This window comes from Treponema denticola, from assembly GCF_024181645.1.
Taxonomy (GTDB): Bacteria; Spirochaetota; Spirochaetia; order Treponematales; family Treponemataceae; genus Treponema_B; species Treponema_B denticola_A.
This window is the reverse complement of the sequence record NZ_CP058624.1, coordinates 1,614,403-1,638,757: the sequence shown is the minus strand read 5'-3', so window position 1 is coordinate 1,638,757 and position 24,355 is coordinate 1,614,403. Positions and strand designations below refer to the sequence as shown.

25 protein-coding genes are annotated in these 24,355 nt (G+C 37.4%); 8 read left to right on the top strand and 17 right to left on the bottom strand.

Features of this window, described 5'->3' with window-relative positions; translation table 11 throughout:
* Positions 1–6 precede the first annotated feature (6 nt).
* Together alr and ispH are read left to right on the top strand one after the other, a co-directional pair.
* Positions 7–1,146, top strand: a complete 1,140-nt coding sequence (gene alr, locus HO345_RS07740) for an alanine racemase (RefSeq protein ID WP_253682353.1) — start codon at positions 7–9, stop codon at positions 1,144–1,146.
* Between the two features lie 19 nt (positions 1,147–1,165).
* Entirely contained in the window at positions 1,166–2,035 is an 870-nt protein-coding gene (gene ispH / locus HO345_RS07735) for a 4-hydroxy-3-methylbut-2-enyl diphosphate reductase (RefSeq protein WP_253682352.1), read from the top strand.
* A 3-nt stretch (positions 2,036–2,038) separates the two neighbouring features.
* Here ispH and HO345_RS07730 read toward each other — a convergent pair whose 3' ends face one another.
* From HO345_RS07730 to HO345_RS07700, 7 genes are all read right to left on the bottom strand, one after another.
* The gene (locus HO345_RS07730; protein ID WP_253682350.1) at positions 2,039–2,893 is read right to left on the bottom strand and encodes a GNAT family N-acetyltransferase; all 855 of its coding nucleotides are present in this window, start codon (positions 2,891–2,893) and stop codon (positions 2,039–2,041) included.
* Positions 2,890–3,918 carry a virulence RhuM family protein gene (locus HO345_RS07725; RefSeq protein WP_253682349.1) on the bottom strand — a complete coding sequence of 343 codons (1,029 nt, stop codon included), beginning with the start codon at positions 3,916–3,918 and terminating at the stop codon, positions 2,890–2,892. The genes HO345_RS07730 and HO345_RS07725 overlap by 4 nt, the downstream gene beginning before the upstream one ends.
* A 78-nt stretch (positions 3,919–3,996) precedes the next feature.
* Positions 3,997–4,908: a hypothetical protein gene (locus tag HO345_RS07720; RefSeq protein ID WP_253682347.1), complete on the bottom strand. Its 912-nt coding sequence runs from the start codon at positions 4,906–4,908 to the stop codon at positions 3,997–3,999.
* A gap of 24 nt (positions 4,909–4,932) precedes the next feature.
* Positions 4,933–5,337: a GNAT family N-acetyltransferase gene (locus HO345_RS07715; protein ID WP_010696691.1), complete on the bottom strand. Its 405-nt coding sequence runs from the start codon at positions 5,335–5,337 to the stop codon at positions 4,933–4,935.
* Positions 5,328–5,807, bottom strand: coding sequence for a GNAT family N-acetyltransferase (locus HO345_RS07710; RefSeq protein ID WP_253682345.1), 480 nt, complete (start codon positions 5,805–5,807; stop codon positions 5,328–5,330). Before HO345_RS07710 ends, HO345_RS07715 begins: the two co-directional genes overlap by 10 nt.
* A 125-nt stretch (positions 5,808–5,932) precedes the next feature.
* Positions 5,933–6,844: a tetratricopeptide repeat protein gene (locus HO345_RS07705; RefSeq protein ID WP_253682343.1), complete on the bottom strand. Its 912-nt coding sequence runs from the start codon at positions 6,842–6,844 to the stop codon at positions 5,933–5,935.
* Positions 6,845–6,914: 70 nt separating this feature from the next.
* On the bottom strand, positions 6,915–9,062 hold the full coding sequence (locus tag HO345_RS07700; RefSeq protein ID WP_253682341.1) for a methyl-accepting chemotaxis protein: 2,148 nt from the start codon (positions 9,060–9,062) through the stop codon (positions 6,915–6,917).
* Positions 9,063–9,408: 346 nt separating this feature from the next.
* On the opposite strand from HO345_RS07700, the gene HO345_RS07695 reads away from it, so the two are divergent.
* Positions 9,409–9,639 carry a hypothetical protein gene (locus tag HO345_RS07695; protein WP_002670653.1) on the top strand — a complete coding sequence of 77 codons (231 nt, stop codon included), beginning with the start codon at positions 9,409–9,411 and terminating at the stop codon, positions 9,637–9,639.
* A gap of 73 nt (positions 9,640–9,712) precedes the next feature.
* Here the strand turns inward: HO345_RS07695 and truB are convergent, their stop codons facing one another.
* From truB to rimP, 5 genes are read right to left on the bottom strand one after another with little or no spacing between them, the layout of a single operon-like run.
* Positions 9,713–10,786, bottom strand: a complete 1,074-nt coding sequence (truB, locus tag HO345_RS07690) for a tRNA pseudouridine(55) synthase TruB (protein ID WP_253682339.1) — start codon at positions 10,784–10,786, stop codon at positions 9,713–9,715.
* Between the two features lie 14 nt (positions 10,787–10,800).
* Positions 10,801–11,199, bottom strand: a complete 399-nt coding sequence (gene rbfA / locus HO345_RS07685; protein ID WP_002671750.1) for a 30S ribosome-binding factor RbfA — start codon at positions 11,197–11,199, stop codon at positions 10,801–10,803.
* Positions 11,192–13,882, bottom strand: coding sequence for a translation initiation factor IF-2 (gene infB, locus HO345_RS07680; protein ID WP_253682337.1), 2,691 nt, complete (start codon positions 13,880–13,882; stop codon positions 11,192–11,194). The genes rbfA and infB overlap by 8 nt, the downstream gene beginning before the upstream one ends.
* 7 nt (positions 13,883–13,889) lie before the next feature.
* On the bottom strand, positions 13,890–15,377 hold the full coding sequence (nusA, locus tag HO345_RS07675; protein WP_253682335.1) for a transcription termination factor NusA: 1,488 nt from the start codon (positions 15,375–15,377) through the stop codon (positions 13,890–13,892).
* Positions 15,378–15,412: 35 nt separating this feature from the next.
* Positions 15,413–15,859: a ribosome maturation factor RimP gene (gene rimP / locus HO345_RS07670; protein ID WP_002689590.1), complete on the bottom strand. Its 447-nt coding sequence runs from the start codon at positions 15,857–15,859 to the stop codon at positions 15,413–15,415.
* Between the two features lie 268 nt (positions 15,860–16,127).
* Between rimP and HO345_RS07665 the strand changes: the two genes are divergently transcribed.
* The 4 genes from HO345_RS07665 to HO345_RS07650 are packed head-to-tail and all read left to right on the top strand — an operon-like array spanning position 16,128 to position 20,594.
* On the top strand, positions 16,128–17,297 hold the full coding sequence (locus HO345_RS07665) for a type III PLP-dependent enzyme (RefSeq protein WP_253682334.1): 1,170 nt from the start codon (positions 16,128–16,130) through the stop codon (positions 17,295–17,297).
* A 23-nt stretch (positions 17,298–17,320) separates the two neighbouring features.
* A complete protein-coding gene (locus tag HO345_RS07660; RefSeq protein WP_253682332.1) occupies positions 17,321–18,640 on the top strand; it encodes a leucine-rich repeat domain-containing protein in 1,320 nt (439 codons plus the stop codon).
* Between the two features lie 38 nt (positions 18,641–18,678).
* Positions 18,679–19,908, top strand: coding sequence for a dicarboxylate/amino acid:cation symporter (locus HO345_RS07655; protein WP_253682330.1), 1,230 nt, complete (start codon positions 18,679–18,681; stop codon positions 19,906–19,908).
* 56 nt (positions 19,909–19,964) lie between these two features.
* The gene (locus HO345_RS07650; protein ID WP_253682328.1) at positions 19,965–20,594 is read left to right on the top strand and encodes an adenylate kinase; all 630 of its coding nucleotides are present in this window, start codon (positions 19,965–19,967) and stop codon (positions 20,592–20,594) included.
* A gap of 123 nt (positions 20,595–20,717) precedes the next feature.
* Here HO345_RS07650 and HO345_RS07645 read toward each other — a convergent pair whose 3' ends face one another.
* The 4 genes from HO345_RS07645 to HO345_RS07630 all read right to left on the bottom strand — a co-directional run bounded on the left by HO345_RS07645 (position 20,718) and on the right by HO345_RS07630 (position 22,654).
* Positions 20,718–21,239, bottom strand: a complete 522-nt coding sequence (locus HO345_RS07645) for an SRPBCC family protein (protein WP_010696715.1) — start codon at positions 21,237–21,239, stop codon at positions 20,718–20,720.
* A complete protein-coding gene (locus HO345_RS07640) occupies positions 21,223–21,894 on the bottom strand; it encodes a TetR/AcrR family transcriptional regulator (RefSeq protein WP_253682326.1) in 672 nt (223 codons plus the stop codon). The genes HO345_RS07645 and HO345_RS07640 overlap by 17 nt, the downstream gene beginning before the upstream one ends.
* Positions 21,895–22,027: 133 nt before the next feature.
* Positions 22,028–22,336, bottom strand: a complete 309-nt coding sequence (nadS, locus tag HO345_RS07635) for a NadS family protein (protein WP_253682324.1) — start codon at positions 22,334–22,336, stop codon at positions 22,028–22,030.
* 9 nt (positions 22,337–22,345) lie between these two features.
* The gene (locus tag HO345_RS07630; RefSeq protein WP_002677634.1) at positions 22,346–22,654 is read right to left on the bottom strand and encodes a type II toxin-antitoxin system RelE/ParE family toxin; all 309 of its coding nucleotides are present in this window, start codon (positions 22,652–22,654) and stop codon (positions 22,346–22,348) included.
* A gap of 27 nt (positions 22,655–22,681) precedes the next feature.
* Between HO345_RS07630 and HO345_RS07625 the strand changes: the two genes are divergently transcribed.
* Entirely contained in the window at positions 22,682–22,831 is a 150-nt protein-coding gene (locus HO345_RS07625; protein ID WP_253682322.1) for a hypothetical protein, read from the top strand.
* Positions 22,832–22,872: 41 nt separating this feature from the next.
* Here HO345_RS07625 and HO345_RS07620 read toward each other — a convergent pair whose 3' ends face one another.
* The gene (locus tag HO345_RS07620; RefSeq protein ID WP_253682321.1) at positions 22,873–24,252 is read right to left on the bottom strand and encodes a tyrosine phenol-lyase; all 1,380 of its coding nucleotides are present in this window, start codon (positions 24,250–24,252) and stop codon (positions 22,873–22,875) included.
* Positions 24,253–24,355: the final 103 nt, after the last annotated feature.

Sequence of the window (24,355 nt, the reverse complement as noted above, 5' to 3'; positions counted from 1 at the left end):
ATTCTTATGAGAGCGACAAAGGCGATTATCCATTTGGATAACTTACAATATAACATTAAAGAAATAAAAAAGCGGCTAAACAAGGATGTAAAGATTTGTCTTCCGGTCAAGGCCGATGCTTACGGACATGGGGCTGTGAGGGTTGCGGTTGCAGCAATAAGGGCAGGCGTTTCTTATTTGGCTGTTGCCTCTATTCAAGAAGCTGTCGAATTAAGAGAGGCCGGTATTGTAGCCCCGATTATTTCTTTAAGTCTTCCCGTGCTTGAAGAAATTCCTGAGCTTTTAAAATACGATATTGAGCCCTTGGTTATAGATGAGGAGTTTATAAACGATTTAAACCGTTTTGCAAAAAAACTAAACAAGAAGGCGGGGGTTCATCTTAAAATAGATACCGGAATGCGCAGGATAGGCTGCTCCCCTATGGAAGCCGTTAAACTTGCGGTACAGATAGACCGTGCCGAAAATCTTGAACTTAAAGGTGTATGTACACATTTTGCCGTTTCGGATTCTACCGATGAAAAAAATATTAAATTTACAAAAAAACAGATTTCTATTTTTAAGGACTCAATAACAGAAATAAAAAAAGCGGGGATTAATCCCGGATTAATTCATGCTGCAAACTCAGGAGCTGTTCTTCAATATCCCGAAGCCCAATTCGATATGGTGCGTCCGGGAATCTTGGTTTACGGTTATGCACCCTCTCCATCGCTAAATAACTTAATAGATTTAAAGCCCGTAATGGAGCTTGTTACACAGGTAGTGCTTATCAAAAAAATTGAAAAGGATACAAGCGTTTCTTATGATAGATGTTGGACAGCCGAAAAAGAAACATTTGTTGCAACTCTTCCGATAGGCTATGCGGACGGGCTCATGCGTTCCCTTAGCGGATTAAAAGTGAGAATAGGAAAAGATTTTTTTCCGATCATCGGACGCATTTGTATGGATCAATGTATGATAGATATAGGTGCTTCTCCATGGGTTCAAAGATGGGATGAGGTTTGTATCTTCGGCCCTGTTTCAAAAGAAAATCCTAAAAATAATACGGCTCAAGATCTTGCAAAAATTGCCGGAACTATTCCTTATGAACTGACATGCGATATAAACAAAAGAGTTCCGCGCATTTTTATTGATGAAACCATACAATAATTTTGTGCAGGCGGTTTTTATGGTTGTAAAACGTGCGGAAGTTTTAGGTTATTGTTCCGGAGTACGCAGAGCCGTTGATACGGTTCTTAAAATAGCAAAAGAAAATACTGAAAATAAATCCGGCCTTTATACCTTCGGCCCCTTGATTCATAATCCTTCTACAATGTTACGGCTAAAGCAAATGGGTGTAAAAACTATTGACACTGAAAATTTTACCGGAGATGAAGACTATAAAGATTCCGTTATCGTAATAAGGGCTCACGGTATTCCTCCGTCAAAAAAAAGCGAGCTGGAAAAATGCGGGGCTAAGGTGATAGATGCAACATGCTCCAGAGTAAAGGCAAGTCAGGCTCTTGCAAAAAAACATTCTGAAGAAGCCTTTGTTATTTTAGCCGGAGATAAAAACCACGGAGAGCTTATAAGCATTGCAGGTTATGCGGAAGGAAAATGTTTAATCGTTCAAAACGCCGAAGAAGCCGCTTTAATAGATTTACCTTCTTCTTTGCGTGCAAACGGGAGTGCCGTTTTAATTGCTCAAACGACAATTAAGGACTCGGAATATGAAGCAATAGCTTCGGCTTTGAAGAAAAGGATTTCCGATTTAAAGGTATTCAATACGATTTGTCCTGCAACCTACGATAGGCAGGCAGCCTTAAAAAAATTAGCTTATGAAGTTGATGCACTTTTAGTAATTGGTGGAAAAAATTCGGCAAACACAAAAAGACTTTTTCAAACCGCTGTTGACACAAAAAAGCCTTCATGGTTGATTGAAGATGCCTCTGAAATACCGAAAGAGATTTTTTCTTATTCAGTGATAGGTTTAACTGCCGGAGCTTCAACTCCCGATTTTATAATCGATGAGGTAGAAAAAAAATTACTTGAGGGATAAATCTTAATCAAGGATATAAGTATTATACGATTCTTTACAGTTAATTTGTAAGGCCGTCATTAGTGGAAAAGCATAATAATCAGTATCATCTATTTCAAAATAAATTTGCTCATAAGCGTTTAATAGATTATTGATTATAACTTGAAAATAATTTAGATAGGTTTCGATTTCTTCTATTGTCTTTCCGCCAAGATAGCCGATTTCGGGAAAATTTTCCATATAAACTATTACATAGGCTGATACTTCGTTATTAGAAATTAAACATGAGGACCTTTCTTCATCGCAATCGGCTAAAATTTCATTTGAAAATTCTTTTATACATATATCCTTATTGAGAGGGTTTATGCTTTTGTGTGTGTCGGCATAATTAAAGTAAAATATTTTTTGAAATTCCTCTTTTTCTTTTGAATTTAAATTTATAAGAGGTTTCATCTGTATATTTTTAAATTCATCAGAAACTTCTTTTGACAAAAAAATATTTTGAGCTTCTTTTTTTAGATCAAAACTATATGACCTGCGGGCTAAAACAAAACCTTCTTTAAGTAAAAATTGAATTAATTCCTCTTTGCCGGAAGAACACATAACTTGAAATCTTTTTTTAGCCGAGTTTTCTTTTAAGGCTTTTAGAAGCCGGCTCCCCAATCCTTTGTTTCTGTAATCTTTCTCGATATAGATATTTATATAATCCCTGTATGGATGAAAAGAATTTGTGTAAAGGCTGCCTGCTCCGATTATCTTTTTTTTATCGAATAAGCCGATAAGACTTCCTCTTTGGTTGAGATCAGCTTTTTGAAGAAAGTCTTTTACTTCCTTTTGAGAAATAATTTTATCGGTAAGGCTAATTGATTTTATGTTCATGATTTTTTAGTTTTTGAATTATTTAATTTTTTTTGTATGGATTTGATTGTATTCAAATATGCTTCTTCTACAGGCGAGAGAGTTTTTGTCTGGTATTTTCTATATTCATCTTCAGCTTTTTTAATTGCATTTTTATGACTTATTTTACCGGCATCCTTTAAAACACCTTTTCCATATGTTTCTGTAAATTTATCAAGTTCATTAATCCAATCCTTCATTTTCATAGGATTATGTTCAATTGCTTTTATTTCAGCAAGATCAAAAAATGCTGAAACCATTCTATTTAGTCTAAAAAGTTCTTCTTTATTCAGATAGTTTTTTGCGATAGAAATATCCTTTTTTGTGGGAATAGCTCCATGAAAATTTGTAAGGCCCATAAATTCTTTTTCTGCATCAGCACGTGAAAAAATCAATTCTGCCGCTGTTTGTTCATTTACCGCAAAATGTAATTTATTTTGTACTGTTTTAAAAAAAATTATGGAATCTTCACTTTGAGGATCATAATCAATACTTGTTGCATAAAGGTCTAACACTTGCCGATATATCAATTTTTCGCTGCTTCTAATATCTCTTATTCTATCTAATAATTCTTTCCAATAATTACCTCCACCAAGTTCTTTTAGTCTTTCGTCATCCATGGTAAAACCTTTGACTATATATTCTTTTAGTCTCTCTATTGCCCACTGTCTAAATTGTGTTCCTCGCAAAGATTTTACTCTGTAACCGACAGCAATAATTACGTCAAGATTGTAATATTTTACTGAGATATTTTGAGTTTTTCCCGGAATTGCTCCATGAGGAGTGGTATGTCGGAATTTCCGACATACCACTTTTTCATCAACTTCTCCTTCTTTAAAGGCGTTTTGTATATGTTCTGCTATAGTAGATCTGCCTTTTTCAAATAATGAGGCTATTTGTTCTTGTGTTAACCAAACATTTGAGTCTTCCAGTCTAACATCTATTTTTACTTTTTTATCATCTGTTTTAAATATAATAATTTCGGTTTGTTCTGTTTTTTTATCCATATAAATGCTTCCTTACTGTAAACAAAAGTATACATATTTATAATTTCTTTTCTAGTGTCTTTTACTGATTCTAATTAACTATATTAAAAAATCTTCAACCCCACAGTTTAATATTATATCAAAAATTCTATCTTTTTCGGAATAGTCTATTTTTTGTTTTTGCCAAACTTGAAAATAAAGCTCTCTTAAAAAGTTTAAAACAGCAAAGGCTTTTATTTGTAAAAAAGCTTTGTTTTTACTTTCACCTATTTCGGAAAAATATGCATTTAAAACTTCTTTTGCTTCATCGGTAATATTATACCATTCTTTTTTATTTAAGCCTAAAATATTTATATGTTCAAATTGATATAAGTTTAAACCGGAAGTAAGATGTTCGGCATCAATTATTTTTAAGCGGCCCTTTTCTGTTTTAAGCATATTTCCCGTATTCATATCTTCAAGGATAATACAGCCTAGGCCTAGGTTTAAATTTTCAATGTTTTTTTTAATAGTTTTTTTATCATGTTTGCCCCTGTATATTTCAAGATAGGGGATGGCTTCCGCATTTATCATCTCTTCAATTGAAGGATAGCTTTTACCGTCCAAATACATTGAAGAAAAAGAGTTTGAAGATATGTTATTTAAATTTAGATGTGCAAGTTTTTTAAAAAAATCTTTTATCAGATGTCTATCGGTTTTGGTAGGCTGACAACCTTCAAGCCATTCACTTATAAAAATATAGTAATTTTCAGTTTCAATGAGGTTTTTATATTTTAAAATAAAGTCTTCACTGTCATTTAAAGCATTTAAATATTTAATTGAATTTTTAATACTCTCCGTTTTCTGCCGTAATTTTACCTCAAAAGTTTCATTGCCGCCGGTTATTCCCTTAAATAAATCCGTGTAAGTATGATCTTCCAATTGAACCGGTTCAAGGGTTTTAAACTTATCGTTTTTAAGGTGTGAATCGAGAAGGCTTTTAATTGTATTGGGTTTAATGTTTTCTTTCATAATTAAAAATACTATTTATGTTTTTTATTTTAATATTCCATAACAAGATATGTTATAATCTTGAATATTCTTTAAGCCGTTTTTCTTGTAAAAATCTATAAGCTTTTTATCATTATCACAAAGTAAAATAGTTTGCCGTACCGATTTGTAATCTTTTAAAATTGCTTTTATAAGAGCCGTGCCTATTCCTCTATTTTGATATTTTTGTTTTACAATTATGTCTTGAATTAAAATGGTTGTTATTCCATCACCTAAAACTCGTGCGATTGCTGCAAATTCGTTGTCAACAAAAATAGAATATATTTTTAGTGATGAAGTTATACTTTGCCATAATTTATCTTTGTTTTTTGTATATGCCGTCCAGCCGGCTTCTTCATAAAGATTAATAACCTCTTCTTTTGAAAATTCAATACCTGTTTTTATTTGCATGTCATTATCCTTTTTATCATTATAACTTCCCATTTTGCCGGCGGAATATATTCGGTTATAAACGGCAGCTCGTCTTCTTTTTCATTAAGGATTGTAAAGCCGTTTTTTTTATAAAACTCTATTGGCCATTTAAACATTTTAAGAGCTTTCAATATAAGATATTCCAAACCTATATGTTTTGCTTCTTGTTCAATAAAATTTAAAATGTATTTACCGTATCCTTTTTTTTGTATTTTATGTTTGATGTATATGGCTGAAATAAGTCCATGAGTATTTTTATCTTTAAGTGATATAAATCCGATTGCCCGATTATCTTCATATAGAATATATGTATTTTCGGTTTTTATCATATTTGCAAAGGTTTCAATTATGTCCTGTTCCGGGACAACTTTGAAAACCTTGTTACTGTCGTTATAGATATCTAAAATAGTTTTTGCATCTTCTATTTCGGCTTTTTCGATTTTGAGCATTTTTGTTTCTCCCATAAAAAGTCAACAAACTATTCTAATTATATTTTGACAGGAATTCAAGGGTTTAGATACCGTGTAATCGGTATTCTTTGTCTAGTACCAACTACACGGTTGTTTTGTAAAAACTATTTGGTTGATTTTTTTAGCTCTGAAAGTTTTTGGTCTGCCATATCTTGAACTTGCTTGTTGGGATTCTTCTTTATTTGGAGATAACATTCCTTTGCCTTGTCATATTGCTTTAATGTTTCATAACATGAAGCCATGTTAAAGAGAATTGTGTAGTCTTCTTTTGCAAGTTTATCGGCTTTTAACAGCACATTTAAAGCTTCTTGAATCTTACCTTGACCGATATATGCTAATGCCAAGTAGTTATGAACTTCCACATCTTTAGGGTATAGCTTTAATTGAGCAACACATGCTTTTTCAACAGCAAGGAAAGTTTTAGGCTCGCTTTTTTGGAGCAATGCTTTATAATAATCATTTATTGAAACTAAAAAAATGCGTTCACTTTCTGATGATGGAATTACCTCATTCATGCTCCAAAGCCATTTATGATTTATCTCTTTTCCAAGTTTTAGAACCTCGATAATTTTCTGTGATTGCTTTTCATATTCTCCTATTTCGCCTAAAATATGAATTCTTCCAAAATACATATCCAAGCGGTTTTTACCGAATTTTAATCCTTTTTCCAAATATGACAAGGCTTTATCGACATCTTCTTTTTCGTACCAGATATTATTGTTTAAATACCCCGCTATTTGATTTGTCTTTTGATCCACCAAGGCCAATGAATTACTATTATCCTTCTTATAGGTATCCAATGAATGTGTAGACCTTTGACCTTTAAGCAGGTAATAATTAAAATAGGCAATGTAGAGTTCAGGATTTTTGGGCTCTGCCTTTTCCCATTTGGGCAGGAGGGCTGCAATCCCTTCTAAATTTCTTGCCGAAAGCAGATTGTCATATTCGGATTTGTAATCGGCAAAAATCCGGAATGACACCAACAAAATGAAAAATAACACAATACTTTTTTTCATATACTTTTTCTCCTTATAAAAATTATATCTATATTATAACAGCGATGTGCCTATTATTCAATAATGCCTTTTATACTTTAAATTTCTTCACTTCCCCTGCAAGTCCTTCTATGCTCTGTTTATTTTTTTGTGTTATTTCATTTACATCTTTAACAGCATTGGTTATTTGTACTGCACCTGAAGCCATTTCATTCATATTACCTGTAATAATTCTTGTAAGATCGTCAAGTTTTGTCATTTCGTGAGCAACTTCTTCTCCTCCTCTTAGCATTTCAGCTGCTCCTTCATTTACTTCAACGGTGATATTATTAATATCTCGTATTGCCATAAGCACTTCATGACTTCCGTTTTCCTGTTCACGCATTGCCTCTGTTAGTTTATTACTCATATTTTTTACTTGTTCTGCAAGATTAAATATGATATTGAACTTATCTTCAACGGTTTTAGCAGATGTTGAAAGCGTTTCGATTTCCATACTTAAATTTTTAAGTGTAGCAGTTATACTTTTACCTTGAGCACTTGATTCTTCAGCTAATTTTCTTATCTCGTCGGCAACAACGGCAAATCCTTTACCGGCTTCTCCTGCATGGGCGGCTTCTATTGCCGCATTCATTGCAAGAAGGTTTGTTTGACTTGCGATATGTTGAATAACACTGCTGGCTTCCATAAGGCTGCCGGATTCTTCTGCAATTGTTTGGGTTATTCCGCTGGAGCTTACAAGTGTTTCTTTACCGTCTGAAGTTGCAGAAGCAAGATTTTTAATTACATCATCTGTTTTTTCGAGGGTTTGAGTGATGGAACCTATATTTGCAACCATTTCTTCAATTGCTGAAGAAGATTGTGCAACGCTGCTAGCCTGTGATTCAATATTGCCGTTGAGCTTTTTGATTGTTGAGATAATTTCGTTAATTGTAGAGGCTGTCTCGGTTACACTTGCTGCCTGCGTTATGGCTTTGTCCTTTACATTTTCTACATTTTGACCTATCTGATAAATGGAAGCAGCCGTTTCAGTCATATTGGAAGCAAGGGAGCTTCCTATATCTTGCATAATTACAGCATTATTCCATACAGAGCGTATTGAATCTCCGATTTTTTCGATTGTGTGATTAAAGTACCTTGCCAATAATGTAAGTTCATCATTATTATTAATAGGTAATTTTATGGTTAAATCACCTTCTCCATGGGAAATATCTTTTAGAGCATCTACTACAGTTTCAAGCGGTTTTACCATTTTTCTTGCAATAAGATATACTATAACACTAACAACCAGTAACAAGATAATTGCCAGGCCAATCATAAAATTTCCAAGGGTTTCTACCGTACCTAAAAATTCTTTTAAAGGAGCTCTTACAACTACTTTCCAGCCTGTAGTTTTCATTGTAGCATGAGAAGCAATATTATCAAGGCCTCTAAGATTATAATATCCTACTGAAGATGTTGCTTCATTTACTACGGTTTTTGCATAGTTTGCTAAAGATTTAAAAGAAGGATCCGTTTTTGCATTTTCTTGAAAATTGTCTTGATTTATAACAAGTTCAACATTTTGATGGGCTATAGTCGTTCCGTTTAAACCTAAAATAAAAGGAAAACCTGTTTCTCCTACTTTTATGCTGCCTATATCTTCAGATAGTTTTGTCCCCAATGTATCGGCGGATAAAACCCATTTTACTTTATAGTTCTCATCATAAATAGGAACAGCAAGTGTATTTATAAGGGTTCCATCGGTACGGGAAACATAAGGCTCGGAAACATATGGCTTTCCGGATTTTGCAGTCAGAAACCATTCACGGTCGGAAACTTTAATAACCCTGCCGTCAAAAACATAACAGTTACCATCCATATCCGTAATATTAAATTCCGTTATACGGGGATTAAATTTAGCTTCTTTTTTAAGTCTTTCAATTTTTTCTGCATAAGATATATCAGGGTCGCGTAATAAGGATGAACGGGAGACTCCTTCAATAAATCCCAAAAAGGCGGTTACCTTCGCGTCAACAATTTCGGCAACATCGGCTGCTTTATCAAGCATATGGGTCTCTACTTTTTCGATAACGGCCTTTTGAGCAATAATTCCTGCAATTATTCCTTGGATTATTACTACAACAATCATTAGCATACCAAAAACAAGTGTTAATTTTGTGCGGATGGAGAAGATTTTACCTGTTTGGTTGTCTGTAGAATCCTTCATTGCGGATTGTGCAATTTCACTTTTTTTCATTTACTAAGCCTCCTTTTAGACCTAAAACAATATTAATTTTACCTATATATAATATTATATCCATTTTATTTAATAACGCAAGTATAAAAATTATTTTGTTATTCGTACGTGGGTTTTAATACCCCGATGCTCGGCGTCGGAGTATGTTGATTAAATATATTTTAAATTTATAAATTTTTAAGCCGGTATTTATATGCTATTGACTATGTTTTTAAAATTAGCTAAATTCTTCCTGGTATAAAGTAGAAACCTTGTAGATGTACCTAAATACCATAATATATTTTTAATGTAAGGCTGTTATAATGCCGAAAATAAGATAAATACAACAAATTCAGGAGTTATTTTTATGAAATGTAAATATTGCGGAAAAGATGTCAGGCCTGTAGGCCCTAACTTGGAAAGTGACGATAACGGATATAATTGTCCTGCAAGCGTATCAAAAAAACATGCTATTATACCCGATGGTTCGCATTGTATTCATTGCGGCCGTGAGACAAAGATTTTGGGAGACAGGGTTGTAACCAGCTACGGTATACGTTGTTCGGCTTCTCCTTCAGGAAGACATGCAATACAGTAAGTTGAAGTACCAATAGCAAAACTCAAGTTAAAATGGGCGTCTAAAATATCGCCGCTCATTTTAACTTAAACCTTTAATTTTTTATCACCGTTTTATATTTCAGACAGTTTTTGTTTAGTCCTATAATACCTATCCACAAGTTATCGCAAAAGACGCATATTTTTTTATTTTCCAAGTTGGAAGCTGTGATATTTTCTAAGACTTCGTCGGCATTTAAAAACCAACTAAATTTAATTTTTTTTCCATTATAAAAATCGTTTAGATATTTTCCATCTAAAAAGAGGTAAGGTAATTTTAAGTTTTCTGCCGCCTTAGGAGAAAAAGAAAATGCCTTTGCCCTTATTTCCAAAGGCGCAATTTCTTTTTGTTCATAGAATTTTTTGCCGGCCGCCGCATCTAAAGTTTTTGTTTCTTTTAGGAATAAATTTTCCGGTGCTGCAGAAAAATCATTTAAAAGAGAAAAACCTGCCGCATCTTCAAGTTTAAAGTTTCCAACTGCCGTCCTTCTTAAAGCCCTAACATAGGCACAAGAAGAGGCCTTCCTTGCAAGGTCTCTTACAAGGGAGCGGATGTAGGTTCCCTTTGAACATTCCACTCTGATATGGGCATACTTGATTTTTAGCTCAGTGTTTGTATTTAAAAAATCCTTTTTGGTAAATTCCAAACCGCCATCTGTAATTATCTTTTTAAGGTCTATTTTAAAAATTTCTATTTCCCTCTCTGCAATTTCTATCTTTTCACCGCGACGTATTCTGTCTGAGGCCCGCTTTCCGTTTATTTTTATTGCAGAAAATTCGGGCGGTCTTTGGAGTATTTTCCCTAAAAAAGAGGGAATAGATTCCGTTAAATTTTTATACGAGGGGAGGGGGGCTATCAAAACAGGCTCGCCTTCGGGGTCGAGGGTATCCGTTTCCGTTCCGAACTCTACCCAAGCTTCATAGGTCTTTTTTTCGGCTGAAATTATATCGGCGAGGCGGGTTAATTGTCCTGTAAGAAGAACCAAAAGGCCGTCGGCAAAAAGATCTAAGGTTCCTGTGTGGCCTACCTTTTTTGTCGGAAGAGCTTTTTTTACCGCCGACATTGAAGCAAAGCTGGTAAGTCCCGCCTGTTTTGCAAACGGGACGATAAGGTTGTTATTTAATTCCATTTTTAAGACAGGGCTTAATCGGCTTCCGAATTACCGGCGCTTTTTTCATCTTCATCGGGTTCGGTAAAATACTCAAGGCTTTCAAGTTTATTTACCATGTCTATTCCTTCCTTTATACTCTTATCGAATATAAAGGTGAGCTCAGGACACTGCCTTATATGAAGCTTTTTTGCAAGGCTTGTTCTTATAAAGCCTGAAGCATTTTCCAAGCCTCTTACTCCCTGCTTTGTCTTATGCTCATCTAAAAAGCTTGAAACATAAACCTTAGCATAGGCAAGGTCTCCTGAAACGATTACTCGGTTTATTGAAAGAAGAGAAGAAACTCTCGGATCCTTTATTTTGCCCGAGCAAATAAGGGCCGAAATTTCTTCCCTTATCTGCTCGCCCAATCTTGCAAGCCTAAACTCACTCATTGGCTTCGGTTCCTTCTTCTTTGATCTCGGGAGCTTTGTATTTTTCGCTGTCGCTTAGTTTTCGGGCAACCTGAATCATCTCGATAATTTCTAACTGGTCATCAACCTGTATATCGTTAAAGTCTTCTATACCGATACCGCATTCAAAACCTGCTGCAACTTCTTTTGCATCGTCTTTGAATCTCTTTAACGAGGAAAGTTTACCGGAGTGAACGACTATGCCTTCACGGATAACGTGTACTGCACAGTTTCTCTTTACGACGCCTTCAAGAACATAACAACCGGCAATTTTTCCGATTTTGGGAACCTTAAAGGTATTTCTGACTTCGACCATACCGATAACCTGTTCCTTAATATCGGGGGAAAGCATTCCTTCCATGGCGAGCTGAATTTCTTCAACAGCCTTGTAGATAACCGTGTATTTTCGTATATCGACCTTTTCCTGATCGGCCAAAAGTTTGGCTTGAGGAGTGGGGCGTACGTTAAAGCCTATGATTAAGGCATTTGAGTCTGCGGCTGCAAGCATAACATCGGAATCATTGATGGCTCCTGCCGAAGCATGTATTACGTTAAGCCTTATTTCGGGCGTGGAAAGTTTTTCCAGTGACTGCTTTAAGGCTTCTACGGAACCTTGAACGTCTCCCTTTATGATAACTTTAAGCTCCAATATTTCTCCGTCATGGATGGTTTCATAGAGGTTATCGAGGGTAACCTTCTTAACATTCCTTGAATCTTCAAATCGTTTGAGTTCCTGTCTTTTGTCCGAAATCTGGCGGGCTATACGTTCCGAATCGGTAACTTGGAAGGGGTCGCCTGCATTCGGCATACCTTCAAGACCTAGGATTTCGACGGGCATACTCGGAGTAGCTTCATCGATTTTTTCGCCCCTGTCATTGAAGATGGCTCTTACGCGGCCGGAATAAATACCTGCAACATAAGGGTCTCCGGTTCTCAATGTTCCGCGCTGAACGATAATGGTTGCAACAACACCTCTTCCGTGGTCAATACGGGATTCTATAACCTTTCCTTCCGCATTGCATATATAATTGGCCTTTAGCTCAAGTACTTCGGCTTGAAGAAGAATTGTATCCAAGAGGTTGTCCAGACCTAATTTTTTTAGAGCCGAGATTTCGACAAACATGGTGTCTCCGCCCCATTCTTCAGGCATGAGGCCTAATTCCGAAAGGCGTGTCTTTACCTTGTCTACATTTGCTTCGGGCTTATCGACCTTGTTTACTGCAACTATTATGGGAACCTTGGCATCCCGTGCATGGTTGATAGCTTCAATGGTTTGAGGCATAACGCCGTCATCGGCTGCGACTACCAAAACAACGATGTCCGTAATTTCGGCTCCTCGTGCACGCATCATGGTAAAGGCTTCGTGTCCGGGAGTATCGAGGAAGGTGATCTTGCCTCCGTGGGTGTTTACCGTATAAGCACCTATGTGCTGAGTAATTCCTCCGAATTCTCCTGCTATAACATTAGAGCTTCTAATTGCATCAAGGGTCTTGGTTTTACCGTGGTCAACGTGTCCCATTATGGTTACAACGGGAGGTCTCGGCTGCAATTCGGATAAATCGTCTTCCTTGCTTTCGATAACCGTTTCATCGTAGAGGCTTACAATTTTGACATCGCATTCATATTCGGATGCAAGAATCGTTGCCGTATCGGCATCGATGGACTGGTTCATCGTAACCATCATTCCCATGCCCATAAGTTTTCCGATGAGCTCCGAGGCTTTTAAGTTCATCTTCTTGGCCAATTCGGAAACCGAAATTGATTCCATTATCTCGATTTGTTTGGGAATATTGTGAATTTTTTCTTTTTGCTTTTTCTTTTGATTTAAGAGGCGTTCTTCAAAAAATTCGTCTTCCTTGTTTTTCTTGTTGTATATTTCTTTTTTGGCCTTGTGAGCTTTTTTATTTGTTTGGGCCTTGTTTTTTTCGATAGGAATCGGTGCCGGAGCTGCTCCCGGTCTTGGACCGCCGAAGCCTGTTTTGTTTTGAGGTCTGTCGCCGTTTCGTCCCTGCTGTCCGCCTTGTCCTGTTCTAAAGCCCTGTTTTTTTCCATCGGAATAGGCTCGTGCTTGGGCTCCCGAAAAATTGCTTTCTCGCCGTCTTCCTTGTCCGGTTTGGCCTTGTCCCTGACCTCCCGATCTTTGCGGGCGGTTGCCTTGTCCGCGGTTATTTCTTCGGCCTGAGTCCGCTAAGTTACCGGCCTTGACATTGGGCCGCTTACTTGCAAAATCTATTGAAGCCATAGAATAAGGCTCTGTTTTTTTTCTTTCAGGCTGTTTTTCTTCTTTTTTTGCAGAATCGAAGCCCCGCTTTTCATTTTGCGCGGAAAGAGCATCGCCCTTTTTATCTGCAACGCGAGGTGCGGTCTTCTTTGTTTCTTCAAGCCTTTCATTCGAATTTTTTTCTTTTACAGAGGCTTCTGCAGGTTTTGAGCTTTGGGACGAAGCTTTTTTAACGGAAATAACCTGTTTTCCGGATGTTTTTCCGCCGGAAGTTTCTTCCGAAGATGATTCAGGCTTCTTGGATTTTCCTGCCGAAGCTTTTGAAACCTTTACAACGACTTTCCTTTTAGAGTCAGTTTTGCCGGATTCAGACTTAGAATCTGCAGCTTTACTGCTTTTTTTGTTGAGAATTACATCCGGCTTATTTGTGTTTTCTATATCCATATTACTCCTACTCTTCGTCCTCATATTCAAAAGCAAGATCTACTCCGCAATTGGGGCATTTTGTCATATCTATTGTTATTTTATGACCGCATTCAGGGCACTCAAATTCTTCAACTTCACCCTCAGCATTTGAAACAGGCTCGCTTTCTTCATTGCTTTCATCTTCATCATCTTCTACAACTTCAACGGCATTAGCTATAATGTCAAGAAGAGTATCAGCCATCTCTGTAGTAAGACCTTCCAAGGCCTTGATTTCATCATCTTCCATATTAATCAAGTCTTGTATATCTTCAATTTCGTTATTACGTAATACTGTAAGAATGTCTTCGGTAATTCCCGGAAGTTCGGAAACATTGGAAATTTCCTCATATTCTTCATCTTCATCACTTGTTTCATCAGTGAATAAGTTTTCGACAGCCTTTCTGGCATCTGTGTAAATATCCATTTGTTTAAACTGCTCTTCGGTTTTTACATCTATGTTCCAGTCTACAAGGCGGTTTGCAAGGCGTACGTTTAAACCGTGTTTTCCTATAGCCAACGATAATTGGGAGTCGGAAACGATTGCAAGGGCCTTTCTTTTTTCCGCATCCAATATCATAACATCCATAACTTCTGCAGGTGAAAGGGCGCTTTTTATATAGGCCTTAGGATCGTCGGAGTAGGGTAGAATATCTATCTTTTCATCATCCAATTCTGCGATAACTGCTTGGATTCTTGCTCCCTTTGCTCCGACACAGGCTCCTACAGGATCTATGTCATCTCTGTCCGTTGAAACCGCTATCTTTGTTCTATAACCGGGTTCACGTACAATATTATGAATCTTTACTATTCCGCTTTCAATTTCCGGCACTTCCACTTCCAGTATTTGTTTTACAAATTCCGCATCGGTTCTTGAAAGGATTAGCTGTACTACGTTTGATTGGCGGTGTTTTTTTACTTCCCGTACAAGGGCCTTTATTCTTGATTCTTCTCCGGCTGCTGCATTTCTTCCAAAGTGATCTCCCGGACACTGATATTTTTTAGGTAATAAGCCTTCGACTTTTCCTAAGTCGACATAGATGTTTCCGTTGCGTTCCCGATGGTAGTAACCGATTATAATTTCTCCTACCTTTGTACTGTATTCCGCATAAAGAGTATCTTTTTGCATTTCTCTGATACATTGGATTGCTCTTTGCATTCCGACCTTGACAGAATTAATGCCTAAGCTTTTCGGATCGACTTCAACTAGAAGTTCATCACCTGCCTCGCAAGAGGGGGCCAATTTTTTTGCTTCTTCTAAACTTATATCAAAAACCGGATTTTTTGCATTTTCCGTTATTATTTTCTTTGAGTATATTTTTCCTGTTTCTTCATTGAATACGGCATTTGCATCCGTTCCGAATTGTTTTTTATAAGAGGCTTTTAAAGCCTGCTCTACAATGTGTAAAACAAAATCGTCATCAATTCCTTTTTCCTGTGCAAATTCCCGAATTGCCTCAATTATTCCTTCAGACATTTCATTAAATCTCCTTAACAAAGCTAAAATTATTCTTAAAGATTACATCTGGCTTTTTTTATATCCTGATACGGAATTTGAATGTCTTGATTATCAGAATTTAAAACAAGGCCTTCGGAATTTACTTCCTTTATAATTCCGTGCCGCCAATCAGTAATGCTGTTATCCCAAATTTGGGCTTCTTCTCCTACAAAGGCATAAAACTCAACCGCCCGCTTTACAAGCCGGTTTATTCCCGGAGAGCTTACTTCCATAGTTACATCTTGCGAGCCTATGAGGGCTTCAATACGGGGCTGAAGAGTCCTATGTACGGAGGTACAGTCTTTGATACCGACCCCTTTTTCCGATTTTATTACCGCCTTAACCTGCCAAACATCTTTTTTGTGAAGGACATTAAGGTCAACCAGTTTAAAGCCTAGTCCTTCGACAAGAGGTTCACATTCGGTAAAGTACGGAATATCTTTTTTTTGAATAAATTCCACTTCAGCCTCCTCTCAAGATACCTTTTGCATACAAAAAAGGAGCCGTTTGAACGACTCCGAATACGCAAGGATAATATATGTTCTAGCGGTTATAGTACCATAAAATTGAAATATATTCAATACATACATATAGAAAAATATTAAGTTTTTTGTTTTTGGATTGAAAATATTGAAAAAAAAGCCCTTTTTATGCCTTAATACTATTGACAGTTATGCAAAATAGCTTTATAAGGTAATCTACTATTATTATTTTTGGGAGGTCGGCCTAATGGATAGAAAAGATTACATTAGCGATTCTGAGTGGAAGCACTTTATGAGTTTTTCAGAAAATCTGGAAACGCCCTGTGTTGTTGTCAACCTAAAAACAATCAAAAAAAATTATCAAAAGTTAAGAGAAAATTTTCCCTATGCGGATATTTTTTATGCGATTAAGGCTAACCCGCATGAAGAAATTATTTCAATGTTAAACGAGATGGGCTCATGTTTCGACATAGCTTCACGTTATGAACTTGACAAGGTTCTAAAATTAGGCGTAAGCCCTGAAAGACTCAGCTACGGAAACACCATAAAAAAAGCAAAGGACATTGCTTATTTTTATGAAAAGGGTGTTAGAATGTTTGCCACAGACAGTAAGGACGACCTTAAAAATATAGCTCAATTTGCTCCCGGTTCGAGAGTTTATGTGAGAATCCTTGTTGAAAACACAACCAGCGCCGACTGGCCTTTGTCAAGAAAATTCGGCTGCCATCCCGATATGGCTTATGACCTTTGTATCCAAGCCAGAGATTCGGGCCTAATTCCTTACGGTATTTCTTTCCACGTAGGAAGCCAGCAGCGGGATATCGGTCAGTGGAACGATGCCATTGCAAAGACAAAATACCTGATGGACTCTTTGGAAGAAGAAGAAGAAATTAAGCTTGAAATGGTCAACATGGGCGGAGGTTTCCCTGCTTCTTATGTTACACCTGCAAACGATCTAAGCGAGTATGCCTCCGAAATTAGCCGCTACTTGGAAGATGATTTCGGTGAAGAGCGTCCGCGCATTATTTTGGAGCCGGGCCGCTCCCTTGTAGGCGACAGCGGTATCTTGGTAACCGAGGTTGTTATGATTTCGCGCAAAAACAACACGGCCCTTTTTAGATGGGTATATCTTGATACGGGGCTTTTTAACGGTCTTATCGAAACTCTAAACGAATCCTTAAAATACCCGATCATTACCGATAAGGATGAAGGCTGCAAAAAATGGGGTGAAGTCGTTTTGGCCGGTCCTACATGCGACAGTATGGATATTATGTATGAAGATTATAAATACAGTCTTCCTACCAACCTTAAGCCCGGAGACAGGGTATATTTCCTTACAACCGGTGCCTATACATCCAGTTATGCTTCTGTAGAATTTAACGGCTTCCCGCCGATTAAAACCTACATAATGAAGTAAACATTATTGAAAAGAGTCCGGCTATGTTAAAGACCTTTTGTAAATTTGCTGCTTTGGTTATTTTTAGTTTTTTTGTTTTTTCGTGTTCCGCAAAGGAAGAAAAAATAGGGGCTGAAAATAAGGAAGAACAATCTGAGGTCGGCTCTCAGGCCGGACTTAATTCCGAAAAAAAAGATAAGGGGCTTCAAGCGGAGCAGGTTAAGGAAAAAACGGCTGATGCCCAATATCAAAAAGCCTTAAATGAGGCTTCCATTATTTTTGAATTTGATGCTGTAAATAAAAAAATCAATTTAAGCCTTAAAGCCGATGAAAATATCAAAATTGAAGGAGCCGTTCCTTCGGAAATTCCTGCCGACGGTTCCATAAACGAAATATTTATAGCAAAAAATTCTCTTGCCCTTTTGGGAGATGTAAAAGAACTTACAATTCATAATGCCGAAATTTTAAACGGTGTTAAAATAATCAAAGTTCCCGTTTTGCGGTCCTTGGATATTTCTTTTTCGGGCTTAAAGAATATCGAATTTTTAGATTGTCCTGCTCTTGAAACTCTGATTCTTGAAGGGAATAAGAAAATGAATAAGCCTGACTTTTCTTCATTAAAAGGCTTAAAAAAACTTAACTTGGCCAAAACAACAATTCAAGAGATGGATTTTTCTGTTTTTCGTCATCTTGAATGTCTTGATATAAGTTCGGTAAGCCTAAAAGCTCTTGACCTTACAAAAAACATTGAGCTTAAAGAGCTTTATTGCGAAAATGCCGGTTTAAGTAATCTTGATTTAACTAAAAATATAAAATTAACTCATCTTAATTGCAGGGCTAACAAGCTTACCGACTTGGCGCTTTTTCAAAACAAGGAGCTCAATTTTTTGGATTGCGGCAAAAATGAGCTTGATAAACTTTTAATAGCTCTTAACATAAAACTTCAAAAACTTTATTGTGATTCCAATGAAATAAATGATTTGGATTTTTCTTCATTAAAGGAACTTGAAGAGCTTTATTGCTACCGCAACAAAATAGAAAATCTTATCGTAGGTTCAAATCCTAAGTTAAAAACTCTTTTTTGTTTTGAAAATAAGATTGATGAAGAGTCAATGAAACAGCTCTTTGATTCTTTAATCGCAGGTGACGGATATAATTTTAAAACCCTTGTAGTTTATGCCGAAAAAAATCCCGATCTAATATACAAGTCATATAAATACTTTGACCATAATTTTGAGCCTACTGAAGAAATGCTTAATTCTTCCTCCTTTAAATTCTGGAAAGTTTATTTTACCCTTTACGGTCTTGAAGATATGGGTAGTATAATCGACTCCCTTGTTCAAAAAACGGGAGAAGCTTTTTAGTCTATTGACTGAATCTTTTTCTTTTTGTAAAATGAATCATGAAAATTTGGATAAAATATCTTATAGGTTCTGTTCTAGGTATTATAATTGCAGCTCTTTCTTCTTTCGATAGTGCATTTTTTAATGCAGCTGTTGATTTTGCCGCTAATATTGCTATTCAATTCGGCCGTTATTCCTTATATCCCGTTTTATTTTTCGGTTTTACTGTAAGTATATCTAAATTACGTGAAAGCCGTTCCTTACTAAAACTTTCGATATATATTGCCGTTTTTATTATTCTTTCATCCCTTCTGGCAGCCCTTTTAGGTTTGATTTCTATCTCTATCAGCTCTCCGCCGAGAATTCCTATCTTCGTTGAAGAGACAAGTGCTGTCGAAAATTTGGGCGTTATGGAGTCTTTTTTACGGCTCTTACCTTCAAGTGCATTTGAAGCCTTTATGGATGGCCTTTATATTCTTCCGCTTTGTATCTTTGCCGGCTTTGCAGGAGCCGCCTGTGCTGTCGATAAAAATATTTCGAAGCCTGCTTTAACCCTCTTTGATTCGCTTTCGCGAATTTCTTATGCTATTATGGCCTTTTTTGTAGACATGTTTTCAATAGGGCTTATCGCAGTATCCGTGAACTGGTGTATCAAGTTTCAAGCTATGCTTTCTACCAAATTTTTTACCGGCTTGGTTGTGCTTTTATTGGTAGATTTTTTTATAATAGCCTTAATCATATACCCTATAATCTTAAAAATACTATGCAGGGATATAAATCCTTACAAGGTGCTCTATGCTTCAATCTCTCCTGTTTGTGCAGCCTTTTTTTCGGGCGATACCAATTTAACCTTACCTGTCTTATTGCGCCATTCAAACGAGAGCTTGGGCGTCAGAAGGAGAATTTCTTCGGTTTCCTTGCCTGTTTTTTCGGTTTTCGGCAGGGCAGGGAGTGCGATGGTTGTTACTATAAGTTTTATCGTAATTTTAAACTCTTATTCCAGTCTGGGTATAAGCTTTGAGGATAGATTTTGGCTTGTCGGTATTTCTACCCTTTTTTCGTTTTTTTTAGGCCGTTTCCCCATAACAGGAACCTATGTTTCCCTTGTTGCCGTTTGTGCGATATACGGACGGGGCTTTGAATCGGGCTTTTTAATTTTGCGGCCTGCGGCCTTTTTTATAGGTTCGGTAGCTGCCGCCATTGATGCCTTAACCGCCATGGTGGGAACATATATAATCGGCCATTTGTCTAAGATGACTAATACACGCACTTTAAGGTTCTTTATATAAGAGCTTTTCTTTATGTAAGAACTTTGATTGAATATTGTTAAAAAAGGAAGAGAAAAATGAACTGTATTTTTTTGGGCCCGCCGGGCGCAGGAAAGGGAACCCTCGCTTTTGAGGTTTCAAAATCGTATAAGATCCCGCATATTTCGACCGGAGATCTTTTTAGAGCTGCAATCAAGAATCAAACGGAATTGGGAAAAAAGGTTAAGGCTGTCATTGATTCCGGGGCATTGGTAAGCGATGACCTTACAATCGCCCTTGTAAAGGAAAGGTTGGAAAAGGATGACACCAAAGAAGGTTTTATCCTCGACGGTTTTCCGCGCACAATCGCTCAGGCCGACGCCTTAGAGAACATCGTAAAAATAGATTCCGTTATCAACTTCGATATAAGCGATGATGAGGTTATCAAACGTCTTTCCGGAAGAAGGGTTTGTTCCTCATGCGGTCAAAGTTTTCATATCGAATTCGTAAAACCTAAAAAAGAAGGCGTTTGCGATTCATGTTCGGGAGATCTGATGATCCGTCCGGATGATAAAATTGAAGCAATCCAAAAACGCCTTGAAACTTACAGAAGTCAAACCGCTCCTTTAATCGATTATTATACTAAAAAGAATTTAATCGTAGATATAGATGCCCGCCCGGCATCGGAGAAGGTATTGGCTTCTTTTAAAGTAAAATTTCCGCATTAGAGGGAAATTTTTAGAATAAGCGCCGTTACTGCCTATAACCAATACTTGCATATATCCTCCGATATAAAAAGTATGGCCGAAAGGAGAAAAAACTGCAATGTTTTATCGGCAAGGCAATTCGCTTTATTTAATTCCGGCTTTTAAACGTTCAACGGGAATGCGTTCCGGATACTTGCCTTCGGTAAGGATTTCGGTCAGGTATTTATTGTCCAAAATCATATCGTCGCGAATGAGTTGCCAGTTGCATTTTTTACGGAAGATGATTTTGAACAGCAAAAAGTTCATAATCGGCCCGATGACGGGCGTAGTTATACCGAACGATTCCGTGTGTGAAAAACGGCAGCCGTCTTTTGTCCGCGTTCCTTCAAATGTGATAAAAGCGGTTCCCTTGTCGCTTTTAAATACGAACCGAAAATGATCGTTGTCGCGTTCGCTCGTTACTATGGTGCCGGTTACGTCGTAGTCGAGCCCCATAACGATTTCGTAAAAGCGGACTTTGCTGCCCGTATTTACGTTTCCGTCGTACAGTTCGCATTCCAAATGATACGGGCTCCACTTGACGAATTCCTCTTCGAAATTGTCTGCCCATGCGCACAGTTTTTCGAACGGTGCGCTAATGTCAACCTGTTCATGCAAGGTTATCATACACAATCCTCCTGTATTTTTCTTTTTGTGCAGCCGGAGCGTTCAAAACGCCGGCACAAAAGTCAATCATGCAGTCCATCAATCGTCGGGCGCTGCCTTCTTTTTTTTCGTGAACATAGCCGAAATCGTACATCATTTCTCCGATGCCGCCGGCGATAAAAACGGCCGTTTTATGAACCGTTTCAGCGTCCGCTTTGTACCAATCCAGTGAGCGGATAAACAGTTCCCAAACTTCAACAAATTTTTGCGTCAGCTCTTCTTTGAGTTTTAATGAGTACAAAAGATTATCAGGCGAAGCGGCCGCTTCTTTTCCGTGCGCGTCGTCTTGTACCGTTTTTAAAAACAGGCTTGTTACTTGAGCCATAAGCGATTGCGCGTCGTCTTTGTGAGTGTCGATTGCATCCTGTACGGATTTTACATAGCGTTCGGAGTACCGGCGCAAAACGGCGCGGTAAATTGCTTCCTTCGATTCAAAATAATAATAAAAAACGCTCGGTGAAGACGTCTTATCGTTTGCCTCATCCAAAATATCCCGAACAGACGTATTCGTATAGCCTTTTGAAAAAAACAGCGTTGTCGCCGCATCGATCAATTGATTTTGCCGGCTTTCTCTGTCTTCTTGCCGACTTTCTCTGTTTTCGTTTTTTTCAGGCATAGGCACTTCCTTCTTTTATAGAATAATATTCTATAGACATTATAGAACATTGTTCTACAAAATGCAAGGGGGCCGTATTGCCTCACGTTAAATCTAACCTAAAAAAATTGTTTGGACTTACCGGAATAAGCCTTTATCCCTGCAGCACACTTTCCACATATTGAGGATTAGCCGAAACAATTTTAAGTAGAGACAAGGCTGCCCCGTCAGGTTTACGCCTGCCTTGCTCCCAGTTTCGCAAGGTGCCGATACTGATATTAAGCATAGATGCAAATTCTTCTTGTGTTTTATTTGTCTTACTGCGTATTTTGGCAATATCCAAAGGCTCTATTTCAAAAACTCTGGAGGGGGGAATTTCTCCTTTTTCAATTAAAACAGCTTCCTTTACGCTTTGGAGTAATTCGGCAAACATCTCATCACTCATTTTTTTCCTTTTAAACATAAAAACTCCTTATAAACCTTTAATAAAACTTGCCAACATATTTATTTGTTTTTTTGTAATGCTCTCTGCATCACTTTTTGAATAAGCAAACAACAAATATATCTTTGTTTCAGTTTTTATAAAATAAATAATCCTAATACCGCCGCTTTTTCCAGTATTCTTTTTGCTCCATCTTATTTTTCGTATTCCGCCGCCACCCTTAATCAATTTACCTTTCAATGGATTACATACTAGATATTCTTTAAATTGTTTATATGTATCTTCGTCCAGTAGCCTATTTATTTGTTTTGTGAAAACAGGCGTTTCTATAATTCTCATATCTTATTATATGCCATTGGCGTAAATATGTCAATTATAATTAATAAGTTTTCTCAAAAACGTTGTATTAATTTTCAAAATGTTAATTATTATAATTTAGTCAGACCTGCCGCAGTAAATATAAAAAAACTAGGCTGTGAATACCTTTCTTGCGGAAAGGCAGGATGGACAGCCTAGTTTTTGTCAAAGTAAAACCGTGATTCGTTTACCTTGAGAGTTTAGATATGCTCAAAGCGTGCCGTAAAGAAGCGGAGCTGTTTAGGTTCATAAACGAACTTTAATCCTTTTATAACTTCCTTGTGGTTGTACAGCTTAATAACTGCATCTGCTACAATGTCCATGTGTTTATAGGTATAAACACGGCGCGGAATGGTTAAGCGGACTGTTTCAAGCTTAGGTACATGGTTTTCCCTTGTCTTAGGATCGCGTCCTGCAGAAACGATACCCCGTTCCATACTTCTAACTCCCGATTCGATATAAAGCTCTGCAGCTAGGGCCTGTGCAGGGAATTCGGTTTGCTTAAGATGAGGACAGAAACGTCTTGCATCGAGGAATACTGCGTGTCCTCCTACGGGTTCGATAATAGGAACTCCGGCTTCCAAGAGCTTGTCGCCTAAATAGCGGACCTGTTTGATTCGGTGTTCGATGTATTCAAACTGGAGGGCTTCTTTTAGACCGATAGCCATAGCTTCCATATCGCGTCCTGCCATACCGCCGTATGAAGGCATACCTTCAAAGACAACAACGAATTCTTTTGCAGCTTGGAAAAGCTCTTCATCGTTCATACAGAGGAAGCCTCCGATGTTTACGATACAGTCTTTTTTACCGCTCATAGTACATCCGTCTGCATAGCTGAACATTTCTCTTACGATTTCTTTGATAGACTTGTCGGCATAACCGGCTTCTTGCTCTTTGATAAAGTAGGCGTTTTCTACGCAGCGGGTTGCATCGTAGAATACCTTGATGCCGTGTTTTTTTGTAAGCTCACGGACAGCCTTCATGTTCTTCATAGAAACGGGCTGACCGCCTGCAAGGTTTACCGTAACAGCCAAACAAACGTATGCAATATTTTCTGCACCCTTTTCTTTTATAAGCTTTTCAAGTTTGTTTAAGTCGATGTCTCCTTTAAAAGGAACTCTTTTGCCTGCATCATGGGCATCATCGTTTATGATATCCACGAAGATACCGCCGTTTGCTTCTTGATGGTATCTGGTAGTGGTAAAATACATGTTTCCGGGTACATATTGACCGGGTTTAATGGCTATTCTTGAAAGAAGGTTTTCGGCACCGCGGCCTTGATGGGTCGGTACAAGATGCTTAAAGCCGAAAATATCTTGAACGGTTTCTTCCAAATGATGAAAGTTGCGGCTTCCGGCATAGGCTTCATCTCCTATCATCATACCGCCCCATTGCTTATCGCTCATGGCGTTTGTTCCCGAGTCGGTAAGAAGGTCGATATAAACATCTTCCGAATTAATAAGGAAGGTGTTATACCCGGCTTCTTTGGCAACCTTTGCTCTTTGATCCTTATCGATCATCTTAACAGTCTCTACAACCTTAATTCTAAAAGGTTCTGCAGGATAATTTTTAATATCCATAAAAGTCCTCCATCTGTTAGTTATACAGAAAATGATATTAGGGAAAATTTCCCTACGTACTATAACACAAAGGCTAGGTATTGTCTAGCTAGTATGATATGTG

What these genes read in the sequence shown, in the direction of transcription:
- alr (WP_253682353.1), top strand. Translation starts at nt 7, where the DNA reads ATGAGAGCGACAAAGGCGATTATCCATTTGGATAACTTACAATATAAC.
- ispH (WP_253682352.1), top strand. Translation starts at nt 1,166, where the DNA reads ATGGTTGTAAAACGTGCGGAAGTTTTAGGTTATTGTTCCGGAGTACGC.
- HO345_RS07730 (WP_253682350.1), bottom strand. Translation starts at nt 2,893, where the DNA reads ATGAACATAAAATCAATTAGCCTTACCGATAAAATTATTTCTCAAAAG.
- HO345_RS07725 (WP_253682349.1), bottom strand. Translation starts at nt 3,918, where the DNA reads ATGGATAAAAAAACAGAACAAACCGAAATTATTATATTTAAAACAGAT.
- HO345_RS07720 (WP_253682347.1), bottom strand. Translation starts at nt 4,908, where the DNA reads ATGAAAGAAAACATTAAACCCAATACAATTAAAAGCCTTCTCGATTCA.
- HO345_RS07715 (WP_010696691.1), bottom strand. Translation starts at nt 5,337, where the DNA reads ATGCAAATAAAAACAGGTATTGAATTTTCAAAAGAAGAGGTTATTAAT.
- HO345_RS07710 (WP_253682345.1), bottom strand. Translation starts at nt 5,807, where the DNA reads ATGCTCAAAATCGAAAAAGCCGAAATAGAAGATGCAAAAACTATTTTA.
- HO345_RS07705 (WP_253682343.1), bottom strand. Translation starts at nt 6,844, where the DNA reads ATGAAAAAAAGTATTGTGTTATTTTTCATTTTGTTGGTGTCATTCCGG.
- HO345_RS07700 (WP_253682341.1), bottom strand. Translation starts at nt 9,062, where the DNA reads ATGAAAAAAAGTGAAATTGCACAATCCGCAATGAAGGATTCTACAGAC.
- HO345_RS07695 (WP_002670653.1), top strand. Translation starts at nt 9,409, where the DNA reads ATGAAATGTAAATATTGCGGAAAAGATGTCAGGCCTGTAGGCCCTAAC.
- truB (WP_253682339.1), bottom strand. Translation starts at nt 10,786, where the DNA reads ATGGAATTAAATAACAACCTTATCGTCCCGTTTGCAAAACAGGCGGGA.
- rbfA (WP_002671750.1), bottom strand. Translation starts at nt 11,199, where the DNA reads ATGAGTGAGTTTAGGCTTGCAAGATTGGGCGAGCAGATAAGGGAAGAA.
- infB (WP_253682337.1), bottom strand. Translation starts at nt 13,882, where the DNA reads ATGGATATAGAAAACACAAATAAGCCGGATGTAATTCTCAACAAAAAA.
- nusA (WP_253682335.1), bottom strand. Translation starts at nt 15,377, where the DNA reads ATGTCTGAAGGAATAATTGAGGCAATTCGGGAATTTGCACAGGAAAAA.
- HO345_RS07665 (WP_253682334.1), top strand. Translation starts at nt 16,128, where the DNA reads ATGGATAGAAAAGATTACATTAGCGATTCTGAGTGGAAGCACTTTATG.
- HO345_RS07660 (WP_253682332.1), top strand. Translation starts at nt 17,321, where the DNA reads ATGTTAAAGACCTTTTGTAAATTTGCTGCTTTGGTTATTTTTAGTTTT.
- HO345_RS07655 (WP_253682330.1), top strand. Translation starts at nt 18,679, where the DNA reads ATGAAAATTTGGATAAAATATCTTATAGGTTCTGTTCTAGGTATTATA.
- HO345_RS07650 (WP_253682328.1), top strand. Translation starts at nt 19,965, where the DNA reads ATGAACTGTATTTTTTTGGGCCCGCCGGGCGCAGGAAAGGGAACCCTC.
- HO345_RS07645 (WP_010696715.1), bottom strand. Translation starts at nt 21,239, where the DNA reads ATGATAACCTTGCATGAACAGGTTGACATTAGCGCACCGTTCGAAAAA.
- HO345_RS07640 (WP_253682326.1), bottom strand. Translation starts at nt 21,894, where the DNA reads ATGCCTGAAAAAAACGAAAACAGAGAAAGTCGGCAAGAAGACAGAGAA.
- nadS (WP_253682324.1), bottom strand. Translation starts at nt 22,336, where the DNA reads ATGTTTAAAAGGAAAAAAATGAGTGATGAGATGTTTGCCGAATTACTC.
- HO345_RS07630 (WP_002677634.1), bottom strand. Translation starts at nt 22,654, where the DNA reads ATGAGAATTATAGAAACGCCTGTTTTCACAAAACAAATAAATAGGCTA.
- HO345_RS07625 (WP_253682322.1), top strand. Translation starts at nt 22,682, where the DNA reads ATGTCAATTATAATTAATAAGTTTTCTCAAAAACGTTGTATTAATTTT.
- HO345_RS07620 (WP_253682321.1), bottom strand. Translation starts at nt 24,252, where the DNA reads ATGGATATTAAAAATTATCCTGCAGAACCTTTTAGAATTAAGGTTGTA.